Genomic DNA, 15,305 nt, shown 5'->3' with positions numbered 1-15,305 from the left:
GTCAAGCCGATAATGAAAATCATTGTCAAAAGCGCATGGTCGCATGGAAGCGACCCGAAGCAGAACTCCCCGGCTCATTGCTGAGCCGGGGAGTTCCGATGTCTACCAGAGGATTACAGGCTTACGCGTTGCCGGCCAGCTTCTCTCGCAGAGCGGCGAGCTGGGCGTCGCTGGCCAACGATCCACCAGCGGACTCCTCCGAGCGAGACGAGCCGTTCGACACGGGCCGTGCCAGTTCCTCGGCCTCGGCCGCGGCGAACTTCTCCATCTGCGCGGTGTGCATCTTGTGGCGACGCTCGGCCTCGGCGTAGCGGGCCTCCCACTCGAGGCGCTGCGTGTCGAAGCCCTCGAGCCACTCGTTGGTCTCGGCATCGAAGCCCTCGGGGAAGATGTAGTTCCCCTGCTCGTCGTAGCTGTCGGCCATGCCGTACTTCGACGGGTCGAACTCGTCGGTGTAGTCCTCGTTGGCCTGCTTGAGGCTCAGCGAGATCCGACGACGATCGAGATCGATGTCGATGACCTTGACCATCGCGTCGTCACCGACGGTGACCACCTGGTCGGGCACCTCGACGTGGCGCTCAGCCAGCTCGGAGATGTGCACCAGGCCCTCGATGCCCTCCTCGACACGGACGAACGCACCGAACGGCACCAGCTTGGTGACCTTGCCCGGGACGATCTGGCCGATGGCGTGGGTACGGGCGAAGTGACGCCACGGATCTTCCTGAGTCGCCTTGAGCGACAACGAAACCCGCTCGCGATCCATGTCGACGTCGAGCACCTCGACGGTGACCTCGTCGCCCACCTGAACCACCTCGGAGGGGTGATCGATGTGCTTCCAGGACAGCTCGGAGACGTGCACCAGGCCGTCGACGCCGCCGAGATCGACGAACGCGCCGAAGTTGACGATCGAGGACACCACACCCTTGCGGATGGCGCCCTTGGTGAGCTGGTTGAGGAACTCGCTGCGCACCTCGGACTGGGTCTGCTCCAGCCAGGCGCGGCGGCTCAGCACCACGTTGTTGCGGTTCTTGTCCAGCTCGATGATCTTGGCCTCGATCTCCTTGCCGATGTACGGCTGCAGATCGCGGACGCGACGCATCTCGACCAGCGACGCGGGCAGGAAGCCGCGGAGGCCGATGTCGAGGATCAGGCCGCCCTTGACGACCTCGATGACGGTGCCCTTGACGGCCTCGTCCTTCTCCTTGAGCTCTTCGATGGTGCCCCAGGCGCGCTCGTACTGAGCCCGCTTCTTGGACAGGATCAGGCGGCCTTCCTTGTCCTCCTTGGTGAGGACCAGAGCTTCGACCTCGTCGCCGACGGACACAACCTCATTGGGGTCGACGTCGTGCTTGATGGACAGCTCACGGGAAGGGATGACGCCTTCAGTCTTGTAACCGATGTCGAGCAGGACCTCGTCACGGTCAACCTTGACGATGGTCCCTTCGACGATGTCGCCATCGTTGAAGTATTTGATGGTCTTGTCGATGGCGGCGAGAAAGTCCTCAGCCGAGCCGATGTCGTTGACGGCTACTTGCGGCGAGGTGACGGAGGGACTTGGCATGTGGTGGGTTGCTCCGGACAGGTTTAATCGTAGGGACAGTTGTTTTGTTCTGATGAATCTGTGCGACCCGCGCGAACGTACGCACACGAGTACCCCCTGAGCCTACTCGACTCGGCACACGCTGGACAAACCTGCTCGCGCCGACCCTCTTTTCGGCGTGCGGCCAGCTAACCTCCTTGACGTGCAATATCCCGCGCTGCCGCAGCAGCCGCCCCCGCCGCTGGCCCCCGCACTGCCCACCAAGATCCGCAAGGTCGGCGCTCCGCTCGCCGTCATCATCGCCCTGGGCACCCTGACCGCGCTGATCCTGGTGCTCATCGTCGCGACCAACCCGACCGGTGCCGTGGTCGGAATCGTGCTGACCACGGCCGCGATGGCCGTCGTCATCGGCGCCTACCTGTGGTTGGACCGCTGGGAACCGGAGCCGCCGCGCCTGCTGATCCTGGCGTTCCTATGGGGTGCGTCCATCGCGATCGTGATCTCGGTGATCCTCGAGGTCGCGTTCGAATACGCCATCAACCCCACCGCGACCACGGAGTCCGCCACCAGCTTCTTCACCATCGCGATCGGGGCGCCGGCCATCGAGGAGGCCGCCAAGGGGCTGTTCCTGCTGCTCATGATGACCGGCCGGCGCCGCCTCGAGCTGAACTCGATGACCGACGCCCTGGTGTTGGCCGGCCTGGTGGGCGCGGGTTTCGCGTGGATGGAAGACATCTTCTATATCGCCAGCGGCGAGACCATGGCCGCCTCGCTGGCCACGGCCGGCCTGCGGCTGATCATGGCGCCGTTCGCCCACCCCCTGTTCACCACGTGCATCGGCATCGCGGTCTACCTCGCGCTGCAACAACGCCACACCGTGGTCAAGGTGGCCTACCTGGTGGCCGGCTACGTGGCCGCGGTGCTGCTGCACGGGCTGTGGAACGCCTCGGCGCTGCTGGGCCCGAAGGCCTACTTCGGGGTGTACCTGCTGTGGATGGTGCCGATGTTCGCCCTCGCCATCACGCTGGCGATCTACAGCCGGCGCCGGGAGCAGCGGGTGGTCGCGGCCAAGCTACCCGGCATGGTGGCTGCGGGCGTGGTCACGGCCAACGAGGCCACCTGGCTGGGCTCGCTGCGGACCCGCAAGTCGGCGATCGCCGCGGCCACGCAGCAGGGCGGTCGGCCCGCGGCCAAGGGAGTGCGGCACTTCGCCGTCCAGGTGGTCGAATTGGCGTTCGCCCAGGACCGGATCGACCGCGGGTTCGGCGACCAGCGCGTCATCGAGTTGCGCAACGACGAGACCTATCGGGTGTACGCGGCCCGCGCCTACGCAGCCCAGACGCTGCACTGGCTGACCAACTACCGCGCGGGCTGACGCCGGACGGCGCCCCGGGGTGCGGCCGAATCATCAGGCGGGGTGCTGTGCCCCCGCGCCGCCCGCCATGGCGCAGATCAGGGAGGCCACATTCTTCAAATGCGCGCGAGTCACGGGCCGGCTCAGCGCGATCACCCGCCAGAACACCAGCGCGGCAGCTGCATCGAGGATCAGCTCGCGGTCGGCGTTCTCGGCCAGTTCCCCGCGCTGCGCGGCCCGCTCCAGGACCAGCTGTGCGCGGGCCCTACGCGGTCGGCCGACTTGGTCCATGAGCGCGACACCGAGGGCGGGATTGCGCTGCGCCTCGGCAAGCAGGTCCGGATAGATGGAGCGCACCTTCGGATCGGTCAGCCAGGCGTGTACCTCCTCGAGGAGCACCAGGACGTCGCCACCCAGGGTTCCGGTGTCGGGGGCGGGTTCGTCGGTGACGCTCAACGTCCGCAACAAGTACGCGGTCAGCTCGACCTTCGAGGGCCATCGCCGGTACAGCGCGCTCTTGCCGACGCCGGCCCGCCGAGCGACGGCCTCCATGGTCAGGCCGCGCACGCCGTTGTCGGCGACCTCGGTGTACACCGCGGCCAGGATCGCTTCGCTCACCCGCGCGTCGCGGGGGCGCCCGGCGCTCACGGCCACCGCCGGTCGCGAAGGAAGTCCTCGAAGCTGCGCGGCGGGCTTCCGGTGAGCCGCTCGACGGCATCGGTGACGCGTGCCTGCGCGCCGGTGCGCACGAGGCCGTCGAGTGCAACCAGACCGGCAGCGAACTCGGCGTCGTAACCGGCCGCGACGAGACGGTCGACGTAGCGCTCAGGAGCGACGGCGCAGTGGGTGACCCGCCGGCCGGCCACCTCTGACATCGTCGCGGCGGCCTCGTCGTAGCTCAGGGCCCGAGGACCGGTCAGGATGTGCTCGGTAGCGGTGCTACGCGCGGCGCCGAGCAGTGCCGCGGCGCACCGGCCGATATCTCCGGCGTCGATGAACGGAAGCCTGCCGTCCCCGGTCGCGGTGATGAATTCGCCGGTCGCTCGAATGCTTTCGGCGAACGGATGATTGCCGACGAAATTCTGCATGAACCACGACGGTCGCAGGATCTCCCATTCAGGGAACGTGGTGCGCACCAGCGCATCGACCGCCCCTAGCCCCGCGTCACCGGAGGCGACCGCCGACGAACTGAGCAGGATGGCGCGACGCACGCCGGCGGTCAGGGCGCGCTCGGCGAACGGGCCTACCACCGCGACCGGGTCGGGATGGCCGACCGGCGCCAGGAGGTAGAGCCGGTCGACGCCCTCGAGTGCCGGGCCCCACGTGGCGGCGTCGAACCAGTCGAAGACGCGATGCTCGAGGTCGGTCGGTGCCGCCGGCGCCCGCGTGGCCGTGCGGAGCGACAGGTCCGCGAAGCGCCGCAGTTCGTCGACCACCGCGGCTCCGGTGGTACCCGTGGCCCCCAGCACCAGCACCGTCGTCGTCATTTCTCGCCCGCCACGTTGAAGGCCGCCATCATCTCGCCGAGTCCGCCCAGGGCCGCGCCGGCGGCCAGCGGATTCCAGTAGTCGCGATAGACCGTGATGCCGTCGGCACCCACGGTGATGACGGCGACGTAGTCCATCTCGTAGGCAGTGTCGGTCTTGAGCGCGCGCCCGCTCACCGCCCACTCGAGGATCACGGTGTCCGGGTCTGCGGTGTCGTGGCGGATCTGGCGGCTGATGGCCGCGACGTCGAAAGTCTGCGTGTAGTCGGACACGTAAGCCCGCACCGCTTCGCGGCCGTCGAGTTGGGGCCAACCGGGCGGCGCAAACGGGAAGGACATGGTGCCGCCGGGCGCCCATTCATCGGCAAATGCCGACATGTCCTGGTCGAGCAGGCTGCGCTGCAGCCGATCGATCGCGGCGTGCGCGCGCCGCCGGCGTTGCTGGTCGTCGAGTTGTTCCATGTGGGGCCTCTTCCATCACAATTACGGACGCTGTCGTCTCGTAATTGTGCACAACGGGGCCGCCAGCCCTGTTATTCCGGCACCGTCGACCGACTTACCGCGCGGGCTGACGCCGGACGGCCTGCCAGAGCACCAGACCCGCCTGCAGGCCGAAGGCCACCGAGATCATCGAGATGAGCGTGGCAGGCAACGCATCGTCGCCGTCGGCGCCGAAGATCTCGGTCACCCCGATCAGGCCCATCGACCCGGGGACCAGCAGCCAGAAGCCCGGCAGGATCATCGTGATGGCGGGCGGCGAGCCGTCCCGACGCGACAACGCCAGCGCGGCCACCGAAAGCGCCAGCCCGCCACAGAATCCGCTGGCATAGCTGCCCAGCACCAGATCGCCGACGAACTGCGCGGCGAAGGCGATGTAGCAGATGACGATCAGCCAGGGCATGAACGATCGCGGCGGCGCCATGAAGAGCATCACCCCGACCGCGTAGACGGCCACCCCGAGCCACGGGGCCCACGCACCGATCTTGTTGATGGCCTCGGGGCTCAGCTGGCTCTCGTCGAGTCCGAACACCTGCGCGGCGATCACGATGCCGAACGCCAGCTGGACGATCTGGACGAAGCCGGCGATGAGCCGACTCGACCCCGAAATGACGTCCCGCGAGGTCAGCTCGATGACCGCGAGCGTGATGGCCGCACCCGGCAGGAACATCGCCAGCGGCGGTATCAACGCCCGCAGCCCGACGTGGTCCAGCTCCAGGTAGCGCGCGCCGACGATGCAGATCCCCGTCACCGCGAACGCGCTGATCGCCGGGACCAGATAGGCAAGCCCCGCGATGCGTTGGCCGGCCACCCAGAACAGCCCGACCATGAACCCGAGCACCGTCGCCGCCAGCACATTCAACGTGGTCGGCTCCAACACCAGCGCCAGACCGGCGCTCCAGACCCCGTAGCCCAGCACCGTTACCCAGCTCGGGTACGGATTGGGCAGCGCCCTGATCCGCTCCAGCCTGGCTTCGCCCTCGACCGGGTCGCCCCGCCCGTGCAGGGTCTCGGAGATCAGCCGTGCCAGGGGAAAGGTCTGGTCGAAGCGCAGGTCGCCGCCGATGTGGGCGGCCTTGACCACGGACCCGGACGCCGCGGCCGGGCCGACGACCTGGACATGGTTGGGCAGCGCGATGAAATCGGTCTGCAGCCCGTATACCGACGAGGACCGTCCGATCATCTGCCGGACCATGGTGACGGGATAGTTCGAGGCAGCCATCGCGGCGCCCAATCGGGCGAGGTAACCGATCCGCTGCTCGCTCATCGTCGTGGCCGGTCAGTGCGCGGCGGCGTCCCAGCTGCGACCGTAACCGACCGACACCTCCAGCGGCACGTCCAGCGGGTAGGCGCCGCCCATCTTCTCCCGCACCAGGGCCTCCACCTGCTCGCGCTCCCCCTCGGCGACCTCGAACAGCAACTCGTCGTGCACCTGCAGCAGCATCCGCGACTTCAGCTTCTGCTCGGTGAACGCCTTGTCGACCTCGATCATCGCGACCTTGATGATGTCGGCCGCGCTGCCCTGGATGGGCGCGTTCAACGCGGCGCGCTCGGCGCTCTCCCGCACCTGCCGGTTGCTGCTGTCGAGCTCGGGCAGGTAGCGCCGGCGACCCAGCACCGTCGAGGTGTAGCCGTCCTTGCGGGCCTGATCGACGACGGACTGCAGGTAGTCGCGCACCCCGCCGAACCGGGCGAAGTACTGGTCCATCTGCCCCTTGGCCTCTTCGGTGGAGATCTTCAGCTGGGAGGCCAGCCCGTAGGCCGACAGCCCGTACGCCAGGCCATAGGACATGGCCTTGACCCGGCGCCGCAGTTCGGCGGTGACCTCGTCGATCTCGACTCCGAAGGCGCGGGAGGCGACGAACGAATGCAGATCCTCGCCGGTGTTGAACGCCTCGATGAGCCCCTCGTCGCGGGACAGGTGCGCCATGATCCGCATCTCGATCTGGCTGTAGTCCGCGGTCATCAGCTCGCCGTAGCCCTCGCCCACCACGAACGCATCGCGGATCTGCCGGCCCGCGTCGGTGCGGATCGGGATGTTCTGCAGGTTCGGCTCGGTGGAGGAAAGCCGGCCCGTCGCCGCGATCGTCTGGTTGAAGGTGGTGTGGATGCGGCCGTCGGAGGCCACCGCGTTCAGCAAACCGTCGACGGTGACCTTCAGCCGGGTCACATCCCGGTGGGTCAGCAGATGCTGCAGGAAGGGATGACCGGTCTTGTCGAACAGCGACTGCAGGGCGTCGGCGTCGGTGGTGTAGCCGGTCTTGGTGCGTTTGGTCTTCGGCATCTCGAGTTCGTCGAACAGCACCACCTGCAGCTGCTTGGGTGAGCCGAGGTTGATCTGCTTGCCGATCACCGCATACGCCGCCTCGGCGGCGTCGCGGATCTGGTCGCCGAACGTGCTCTGCAGTTCGGTCAGCTTGGCCAGGTCGATCGCGATGCCGCGGGTCTCCAAGGCCGCCAACACCGACTGCACCGGCAGTTCCATGTCGGTGAGCAGCGCCGAGGACTCGATCCGGGCCAGCTCCTCGTCGAGCGCGGCGGCGAGGTCGACGACGGCGCGGGCCCGCAGGATCAGCGTCTGCACCGCCTGGTCATCGACGCCGTCGGAGTCGTCGAGCAGCGAAAGCTGTTGCTGCTCAGGGGCATCGGCGCGCAGCTCCCGACGCAGGTACCGCAGCGACAGGTCATCCAGGGCGAAGCTGCGCTGCCCGGGGCGCACCAGATACGCCGCCAGCGCGGTGTCAGAGGTGACGCCGGCCAGGGTCCACCCCCGGCCCTGCAGGTCGTGCATGGCCCACTTCGCCTCGTGCAGCGCCTTGGGCCGTTCGGCGTCGGCCAGCCAGGCGCCCAGGGCGGCGTCGTCCTCCGGAGTCAGCGTCGCGGTGTCGATGTAGGCGCCCTCACCGTCCGCGGCGGCGATCGCCAGCGCGGTCGCGTCGGCGTCGAACGCCAGATGGGTGCCCACCACGGCGAGTCCGGCCCGCCGGCCGTCGTCGGCATGGTCGGCGAGCCAGGCGGCCACCGTGCCGGGAGCCAGCAGTCCGCCGCGCACGTCGAACCCCTCGTCGACCTCGGGGTCGCTGGAGGCCAGCGTGTCGAACAGGCGGTCGCGCAGCACCCGGAACTCGAGATCGTCGAACAATCGGTGGATCTGGTCGCGATCCCACGGCTGCATCCGCAACGTGTCGGGGGTCTGCGGCAGCGGCACGTCCTTGACCAGGTCGGTGAGCTCCCGGTTGAGGATCACCGAGGCCAGGTTGGCGCGCAGCGCGTCACCGACCTTGCCCTTGACCTCGTCGGCGTTGTCCACCAACGACTGCAACGAGCCGTACTGGGAGATCCACTTGGTGGCGGTCTTCTCCCCCACCCCTGGGATGCCCGGCAGGTTGTCACTCGGGTCGCCGCGCAGCGCCGCGAAGTCCGGGTACTGCGTCGGGGTCAGGCCGTACTTCTCCACCACCGCCTCGGGGGTGAAGCGGGTGAGTTCGCTGACGCCCTTGCGCGGGTAGAGCACCGTGACGTCGTCGCTGACGAGCTGCAACGAGTCGCGGTCGCCGGTGACCACCAGGACCCGGTATCCCTCGGCCTCGGCCTGGGTGGCCAGCGTCGCGATGATGTCGTCCGCCTCGAATCCCGGCTCGGCCAACACGGTGATGCCGAGGGCGGCCAGCACCTCCTTGGTGATGTCGATCTGGCCGCGGAACTCGTCCGGCGTCGCCGACCGGCCCTCCTTGTATTCGGGGTACTTCTCTTTGCGGAAGGTCTGCCGCGACACGTCGAAGGCGGCGGCGATGTGCGTCGGGCCCTCGTCACGCAGCAGGTTGATCAGCATCGCGGTGAAGCCGTAGACCGCATTGGTGGTCAGCCCACCGCGGGTCTTGAAGTTCTCCGCGGGCAGGGCGTAAAACGCCCGGAATGCCAACGAGTTGCCGTCGAGCAACATGAGCGTGGACTTCGTGGTCGACGCGGTTTCGGATGCGGTGTCAGTCGCGGCGGGGCTCACGGTCCTCACTCTAGGCACCAGCGGTGACAGCCGGGTGGGCACTACCCTCGTCGGGCGGTGACCACTTCAACTACCGACATCGCACCACTGGCGTGGCGTCCCGTCGCCGTCATCACCGCCATCGTGGGAGTCCTCCAACTCGGTGCCGCGATCGCGGGCCGCGGCTACTGGTTCGACGAGGTCTACATGCTGGCCATCGGCCGCAGCCATCTCGACTGGGGTTCGGCCGACCAGCCGCCGCTGACCCCCGCGCTGGCCGCGCTCAGCGACACCCTGTTCGAAAATTCCGTTGTGGCGCTGCGGATCCCGGCGATCCTCGCGACCATGGGCACGATCGTGGTGGCGGCGCTGATCACCCGCGAGATGGGCGGCGACGGGCGCGCGCAGACCTTGGTGGCCGCGGCGCAGGCCAGCGCGCCATGGGCCGCCGTCAGCGGACACTGGCTGACGCCCTATGCGCTCGAACCGGTCGGCTGGCTGTTGCTGGTGTGGCTGCTGGTGCGTTGGATCCGGGTGCGCGACGACCGGCTGGTGTTGGCCCTCGGCGTGGTCGCCGGCCTCGCCGCGATGACGAAGTTCCAGGTCGTCTTCTTCTGCGCGATCATGCTGACCGGGGTGGCCACGGTCGGGCCGCGCGCGCTGCTGCGCCGCCCGCTGCTGTGGGCCGGCGCCGCCGTCGGCCTCCTGATCTGCGCGCCCACGTTGTGGTGGCAGGCGCAGCACGGCTGGCCGCAGCTCAAGATGGCCGAGGTGGTGGCAGCCGAGGCGGAGCCGCTCTACGGTGGCCGCGCCAGCATTGCGGTGCTGCTATTCGTCTTTGCCGGCCCGGCCGCCGCCGGCCTCGCGCTCTATGGATTGCTGAGCCTCGTTCGAGACCGTGCGCTGCGCGACTACCGCTTTCTCGGCGTCACCTTCGTGGCGCTCTACGCGGCGTTCGCCGCCACCGGGGGCCGGCCGTACTACCTGTGTGGGCTGTTCGGTGCGCTGGCCGCCGTCGGAGCCCTGAGCCTGCAACGCCGCCGTGAGGCCGGGCTCACGCGGTGGCGATGGGCGGTCTGGCCGGTTTACCTGATCAGCGCCGCCCTGGCGCTGGGCGGGCTGTACCTCGGCGTCGACCTGACCCGCTCCGACGACGGCGAACGGATCGTCCAGCGCACCGCGGAGGTCTATCGGAGCCTGCCGGCGGAGCAGCGCGGGCGAACCGCGCTCATCGGCGAGTCCTACATCGTGGCGGCCTACATCGACGCGTACTCGACCGAGTACGACCTGCCCGCGGCATTCAGCCCGGCCCGCAGCTATGGCTACTTCCCGGCCCCGGGCCCCGAGATCGACACGGTACTGGTGATCGGCGACAACCGGCCGGACCGGCTCCGCCCGTACTTCACCGAAAGCCGCAAGATCGACGGACCCGAGGACCAGATCGACGTGTGGCTGATGTCGGGGCCGACCGAGGGCTGGGACACGCTGTGGCCCAAGATGCGAACCCTCGAGGTCGTGTGATCGGGCTCCTGCGCCGAGGATCACAGCCACCGGTGACTGCAATCCTCGGCGCAATGTGTCCACCAGCCGGGACAAAACTGGAACACGTTTCAGTTCAGCGCGCGGCGCTGGGTACGCTGACCGCGTGCCTGCAGCAACCACAGCGCCCGCGATCGAAGGGTGGTTCGCCACCGACGACGCCGGCCAGACCCATCTGATCGGCGGCAAGTGCACCGCGTGCGCTACCTACGTCTTCCCGCCGCGGACCAACAACTGCCCCAACCCGGCGTGCGACAGCGACGTCCTGGACCCGGTTCCGCTTTCGCGGCGCGGCAAGGTCTGGAGCTACACCGAGAACCGCTATCCCCCACCGGCGCCGTATCCGGCACCCGATCCGTTCGAACCGTTCGCCATCGCCGCGGTCGAGCTGGCCGAGGAGGGCCTGATCGTGCTCGGCAAGGTCGTCGAGGGCACGCTGGCCGGCGACCTGAAGGTCGGCATGGAGATGGAACTGACGACCATGGTGCTCTACACCGACGACGACGGCGTCGAGCGCACCACCCACGCCTGGAGGATCGCATGAGCGCGCCCGAACCGCTGTACATCCTGGGCGCGGGCATGCACCCGTGGGGCAAGTGGGGCCGCGACTTCACCGAGTACGGCGTGGTCGCCGCGCGTGCGGCGCTGGCCGAGGCCAACCTGGACTGGCGCCAGGTCGAGTTCGTGGCCGGCGCGGACACCATCCGCAACGGCTATCCGGGCTTCATCGCCGGTTCGACGTTCGCCCAGAAGCTGGGCTGGAACGGTGTGCCGGTCTCGTCGAGCTACGCGGCGTGCGCCAGCGGGTCACAGGCGCTGCAGAGCGCGCGCGCCCACATCCTGGCCGGCTTCTGCGACGTGGCGCTGGTGATCGGCGCCGACACCACGCCCAAGGGCGCCTTCGCACCCGTCGGCGGGGAGCGCAAAAACGACCCGGACTGGCAGCGCTTCCACCTGATCGGCGCCATGAACCCGGTGTACTTCGCCCTGCTCGCGCGGCGCCGGATGGACCTCTACGGCGCCACCGCCGAGGACTTCGCGCAGGTGAAGGTGAAGAACTCCCGGCATGGGCTGCAGAACCCGAATGCCCGCTACCGCAAGGAATCCGCGGTCGAGGACGTGTTGGCCAGCCCGATGGTCGCCGACCCGCTGCGGCAGCTGGACATCTGCGCCACCTCCGACGGCGCCGCCGCGCTGATCGTGGCCAGCAAGTCGTTCGCCGAGAAGCATCTCGGCTCGCTCGACGGCGTCCCCTCGGTCCGCGCGATCTCCACGGTGACCCCGCAGTACCCACAGCACCTGCCGGAATTGCCGGACATCGCGACGGATTCCACCGCGGTGGTGCAGGCACCGGAGCGGGTGTTCAAGGACCAGATCCTGGACGCGGCCTACGCCGAGGCCGGCATCGGCCCCGAGGACGTCAGCCTGGCCGAGGTGTACGACCTGTCGACCGCGTTGGAGCTGGACTGGTACGAGCACCTGGGGCTGTGCGCCAAGGGCGAGGCCGAGGAACTGCTGCGCAGCGGCGCGACCACCATCGGCGGCCGGGTCCCGGTCAACCCCTCGGGCGGGTTGGCCTGCTTCGGCGAGGCCATCCCGGCCCAGGCCATCGCGCAGGTCTGCGAATTGACCTGGCAGCTCAAGGGTCAGGCCACCGGCCGTCAGGTGGAGGGTGCCACGGTGGGCGTCACGGCCAACCAGGGCCTGTTCGGCCACGGCTCCTCGGTGATCGTTGCCCGCTGAGCAGCCCGTCGAGGTGGTCAGTGTCCGGGTCAAACCGGGCAGCAAGAAGGGCCCGCTGGTCGAAGCGGACCCCGACGGCGGGTTGACGGTATTCGTGCGGGAACGCGCGATCGAGGGTCAGGCCAACGCGGCGGTCACCCGGCTGCTGGCCGAACATTTCGGCGTCGCCCGCAGCCGGGTCGAGCTGGTGTCGGGTGCGACGTCGCGGGTCAAGCGGTTTCGCATCACGCGCTGATCCGTCGGGTCACTGCACCTTGTAGATCCAGACCAAAGTGCCGGTGAGCTCGCCGTTTTCGGCCCATTGGTACTGCCGTTCCAGTCCTTGACCCTGATAGTTCCGTACGTGCTCGAGCAGGGCCGGGCGGGTGCGGGCGCCGGCGTCGACCCCGTTGAGAAGGATGGTCCCCAGGTCGTAGCCGCCGGCGCTGAAGGTGCCCGGCGGCTCGCCGAACTTCTCGGTGTAGGCCGCCGCGAACTCCGGCACGTCGGGCCCGCAGGAGCAGGACAGCACGGCGTCTCGGGCCGATTCCCCGGCGGCGGCGACGAATTCGCGGTCCTTGCTGCCATCGGCACTGACGAAGTCGGCGCTGACGCCGGCGTCGCGCAGGGCACGCACCAGCGTCGCCGAGCGCGAGTGGTAACCGGCGAAGAACACCGCGTCGGGTGCGCGCTGCCCGACGACGTCCACCGCCGCCGCGACGTCCTCGTCCTCCGGACCCACCCCCGTGCTGCAGGCGGGATCGGCAGCAGCGCCCAGGGTTTGGCGCACCGCCTCGGCCAGTCCGTCGCCGTACTCGGTGTCGTCGTCGAGAACACACACCGAACCGCTACCCAGTTGCCGCTTCATGTAATTGGCCACGGCCATCCCCTGCACCCCGTCGTTGGCCAGGCCGCGGAAGAAGGTGCGCCGGTTCTGTTCGGCCAGTTCCACGTTGGTGGCCGAGGGGGTGAGCGCCACCATTCCGGCCTGCTCGAAGATGTCGCCGGTGTCGAGAGCCTCGTTGGAGAAGCCGGGGCCGATCACGCCCAGAGTGAAGGCATCCGCCACGATCTGCTGCGCATCCCCGCGCGCCTTGTCCCTATCTCTTTCGGTGTCAAAGGTTTTCAGCTGGATCTGACAGCCGGGATTGGCCGTGTTGTGCTGGTCGACGGCCAGCTGGATGCCGTTCCTGATGCCGAGCCCCAGGGTCGCGTCGGGGCCGCTGAGGGTCGCCGTGGTCGCCAGCGACAACGGCGGGCAGACCGCCGTGCCGTCGCCGGCCGGGTCCGCGGGCGCCGCCTGCCGCGTCACCCCGGGCAACACCTGATTGCCGTTCTGGTCGATGCGGACCTGCTCGACGAGCCGCAGTTCCGTCCCGTCGGCCTGCCGCTGGAAACCGGACTGCGCGCACCCGGTGAGTCCGAGCGCCACCGATGCACTCAGCGCGAGCACTCCCCGTACCGCACCGACGCGCACATGAACCTCCGGATCGCTGGACCACGACCAACATAGCCAACTCGCAGCCACGCGCCGGGGCTTCGTCTCCTCAGAAACGAAAATCGCCGTGCCGGCTCACTTCGCGGTGGGTGTCCGGGGTGAGGCCGCAGACCGCCAGCACCGACAGCGCGGCGAGCATCGCGAGGAACAGCACCAACACCATCATGGGTCCAGCCTGATGCGGCCCGCCGGGCACCGACAGTGGCAGTAGTGACAGCGCGGGCAAAAATCCTGCCAATCGCCGCGCGGGCCGCTTACCGGGCGGACCCGGTCCGCAGCTGATAAAACATTTGACAATCAAGAACCGTGCCGGGCGCCACACCGAAACCTATAAGGTCCCGTAAGCCGCATCACGCCCCCGGTGCGTGATCAACCGCAACGGAGGTCCAAGCAGTGGGGTCGTGCTCCCCCGGGAAACACTTCGTGGTTCGTGGCCTGCTGCTGCTGATGCTGACCGTGTTCGCCGGGCTGCTCTGCGCGGGCCCGGCCAACGCCCAGGAGGACGAAACCGCAACGGTGTCCGGTCGGTTGGTCAACGCGGGTGAACCCGTTGCCGACGCACGGGTGCGTGCGCTGGATCCCGGCGGCACCGAGGTCGCGGTCACCGAGTCGGACGCCACCGGGCGGTGGACGTTCCAGGTCCCGATCGGGCCGCACACCTTCGAGGTGGACGCCGAAAGCCTGCCGGAGGGGGTCTCCGTCCAGCACGCGGTCAGCCGCGAAGTGATCGCCGGCCGCACGAACAACGTCATCTTCACGTTCGGCGAGGTGCGCACCGGGATGTCCACCCCGCTCTACGAGCGGATCATCCGGACCAGCATCGACGGCCTGCGCTTCGGCCTGGTGATCGCGGTGGCCGCCGTCGGCCTGACCTTGATCTTCGGGACGACGGGCCTGACGAACTTCGCGCACGGCGAGTTGGTGACCCTGGGTGCGGTTGCCGCCTGGATCTTCAACGTCACCATGGGCATGGGTCTGATCGCGGCGTCGCTGCTCGCCGTCGTCGTCGGCGTCGCCATCGGCTGGCTCAACAACGCGGCCGTATGGCGACCCCTGCGAAAACGACGAATGGGGTTGATTCCGCAGCTGGTCGTATCGATCGGCTTGGCCATCGCGCTGCGGTATCTGATCCTGATGGTGTTCTCCGACCGCACCCAGGCGTTCGACAACTATCCCGTCAGCGCCCAGCGCCGGTGGGGACCGATCGCCATCACCGACATCACCATCCTGACCATCGCGATCAGCGTGGTCGTGCTGCTCACCGTGGCGGTGCTGCTGCAGAAGACCAAGATCGGCAAGGCGATGCGCGCGGTCGCCGACAACAAGGATCTGGCCGCCGCCTCCGGCATCAACGTGGAACGGGTCATCACCTACGTCTGGTGCCTCGGCGGCGGGTTGGCGGCGCTGGGCGGGGTGCTGCTGGCGATGTCCGAACTCGGCGGCCGGGTGCAATGGGAGATGGGATTCAAGCTGCTGCTGTTGATGTTCGCCGGCATCACCCTCGGCGGACTGGGCAACGCCTACGGGGCGCTGCTCGGCTGCCTGATCGTCGGCCTGCTGGTGCAGTTGTCCACCCTCGTGATCAACCCCGACCTGAAGTACATCGGCGGGCTGCTGATCCTGATCTTCATCCTGATCGTGCGACCCCAGGGCATCCTCGGGTCCAGGGAAAGGATCGGGTGAGGC

At 68.5% G+C, this 15,305-nt stretch carries 13 protein-coding genes; 6 read left to right on the top strand and 7 right to left on the bottom strand.

What is annotated here, in order from left to right; translation table 11 throughout:
- Positions 1-121: 121 nt before the first annotated feature.
- Entirely contained in the window at positions 122-1,561 is a 1,440-nt protein-coding gene (rpsA, locus tag R2K23_RS10290) for a 30S ribosomal protein S1 (protein WP_316516420.1), read from the bottom strand.
- A 181-nt stretch (positions 1,562-1,742) separates the two neighbouring features.
- On the opposite strand from rpsA, the gene R2K23_RS10285 reads away from it, so the two are divergent.
- Complete coding sequence (locus tag R2K23_RS10285; protein WP_316516419.1) at positions 1,743-2,915, top strand: PrsW family intramembrane metalloprotease; 1,173 nt, start codon at positions 1,743-1,745, stop codon at positions 2,913-2,915.
- 33 nt (positions 2,916-2,948) lie between these two features.
- On the opposite strand, the gene R2K23_RS10280 is transcribed toward R2K23_RS10285, so the two are convergent.
- The 5 genes from R2K23_RS10280 to polA all read right to left on the bottom strand — a co-directional run bounded on the left by R2K23_RS10280 (position 2,949) and on the right by polA (position 8,821).
- Positions 2,949-3,542, bottom strand: a complete 594-nt coding sequence (locus tag R2K23_RS10280) for a TetR/AcrR family transcriptional regulator (protein WP_316516418.1) — start codon at positions 3,540-3,542, stop codon at positions 2,949-2,951.
- A complete protein-coding gene (locus R2K23_RS10275) occupies positions 3,539-4,381 on the bottom strand; it encodes an NmrA family NAD(P)-binding protein (RefSeq protein WP_316516417.1) in 843 nt (280 codons plus the stop codon). The genes R2K23_RS10280 and R2K23_RS10275 overlap by 4 nt, the downstream gene beginning before the upstream one ends.
- Positions 4,378-4,842, bottom strand: a complete 465-nt coding sequence (locus tag R2K23_RS10270) for a nuclear transport factor 2 family protein (RefSeq protein WP_316516416.1) — start codon at positions 4,840-4,842, stop codon at positions 4,378-4,380. Before R2K23_RS10270 ends, R2K23_RS10275 begins: the two co-directional genes overlap by 4 nt.
- Before the next feature lie 94 nt (positions 4,843-4,936).
- Complete coding sequence (locus R2K23_RS10265; RefSeq protein ID WP_316516415.1) at positions 4,937-6,145, bottom strand: threonine/serine exporter family protein; 1,209 nt, start codon at positions 6,143-6,145, stop codon at positions 4,937-4,939.
- Positions 6,146-6,157: 12 nt separating this feature from the next.
- On the bottom strand, positions 6,158-8,821 hold the full coding sequence (gene polA / locus R2K23_RS10260; protein ID WP_316517198.1) for a DNA polymerase I: 2,664 nt from the start codon (positions 8,819-8,821) through the stop codon (positions 6,158-6,160).
- Between the two features lie 117 nt (positions 8,822-8,938).
- Between polA and R2K23_RS10255 the strand changes: the two genes are divergently transcribed.
- The 4 genes from R2K23_RS10255 to R2K23_RS10240 all read left to right on the top strand — a co-directional run bounded on the left by R2K23_RS10255 (position 8,939) and on the right by R2K23_RS10240 (position 12,377).
- Entirely contained in the window at positions 8,939-10,381 is a 1,443-nt protein-coding gene (locus R2K23_RS10255; protein ID WP_316516414.1) for an ArnT family glycosyltransferase, read from the top strand.
- 124 nt (positions 10,382-10,505) lie between these two features.
- On the top strand, positions 10,506-10,943 hold the full coding sequence (locus R2K23_RS10250; RefSeq protein WP_316516413.1) for a Zn-ribbon domain-containing OB-fold protein: 438 nt from the start codon (positions 10,506-10,508) through the stop codon (positions 10,941-10,943).
- Complete coding sequence (locus tag R2K23_RS10245; protein WP_316516412.1) at positions 10,940-12,142, top strand: lipid-transfer protein; 1,203 nt, start codon at positions 10,940-10,942, stop codon at positions 12,140-12,142. Before R2K23_RS10250 ends, R2K23_RS10245 begins: the two co-directional genes overlap by 4 nt.
- Positions 12,132-12,377 (top strand): DUF167 domain-containing protein, encoded by a 246-nt coding sequence (locus R2K23_RS10240; RefSeq protein ID WP_316516411.1) that lies wholly within the window; start codon positions 12,132-12,134, stop codon positions 12,375-12,377. Before R2K23_RS10245 ends, R2K23_RS10240 begins: the two co-directional genes overlap by 11 nt.
- Positions 12,378-12,386: 9 nt before the next feature.
- Here R2K23_RS10240 and R2K23_RS10235 read toward each other — a convergent pair whose 3' ends face one another.
- Positions 12,387-13,574 carry a branched-chain amino acid ABC transporter substrate-binding protein gene (locus tag R2K23_RS10235; protein WP_316516410.1) on the bottom strand — a complete coding sequence of 396 codons (1,188 nt, stop codon included), beginning with the start codon at positions 13,572-13,574 and terminating at the stop codon, positions 12,387-12,389.
- Between the two features lie 492 nt (positions 13,575-14,066).
- Here R2K23_RS10235 and R2K23_RS10230 point away from each other — a divergent pair, with 492 nt between their 5' ends.
- A complete protein-coding gene (locus R2K23_RS10230; RefSeq protein WP_316517196.1) occupies positions 14,067-15,302 on the top strand; it encodes a branched-chain amino acid ABC transporter permease in 1,236 nt (411 codons plus the stop codon).
- The last annotated feature ends 3 nt before the right edge of the window (positions 15,303-15,305 follow it).

The sequence above is a fragment of the Mycolicibacterium sp. MU0050 genome (genome assembly GCF_963378085.1).
Classification (GTDB): domain Bacteria; phylum Actinomycetota; class Actinomycetes; order Mycobacteriales; family Mycobacteriaceae; genus Mycobacterium; species Mycobacterium wendilense.
This window is presented reverse-complemented; position numbering and strand designations above follow the sequence as displayed.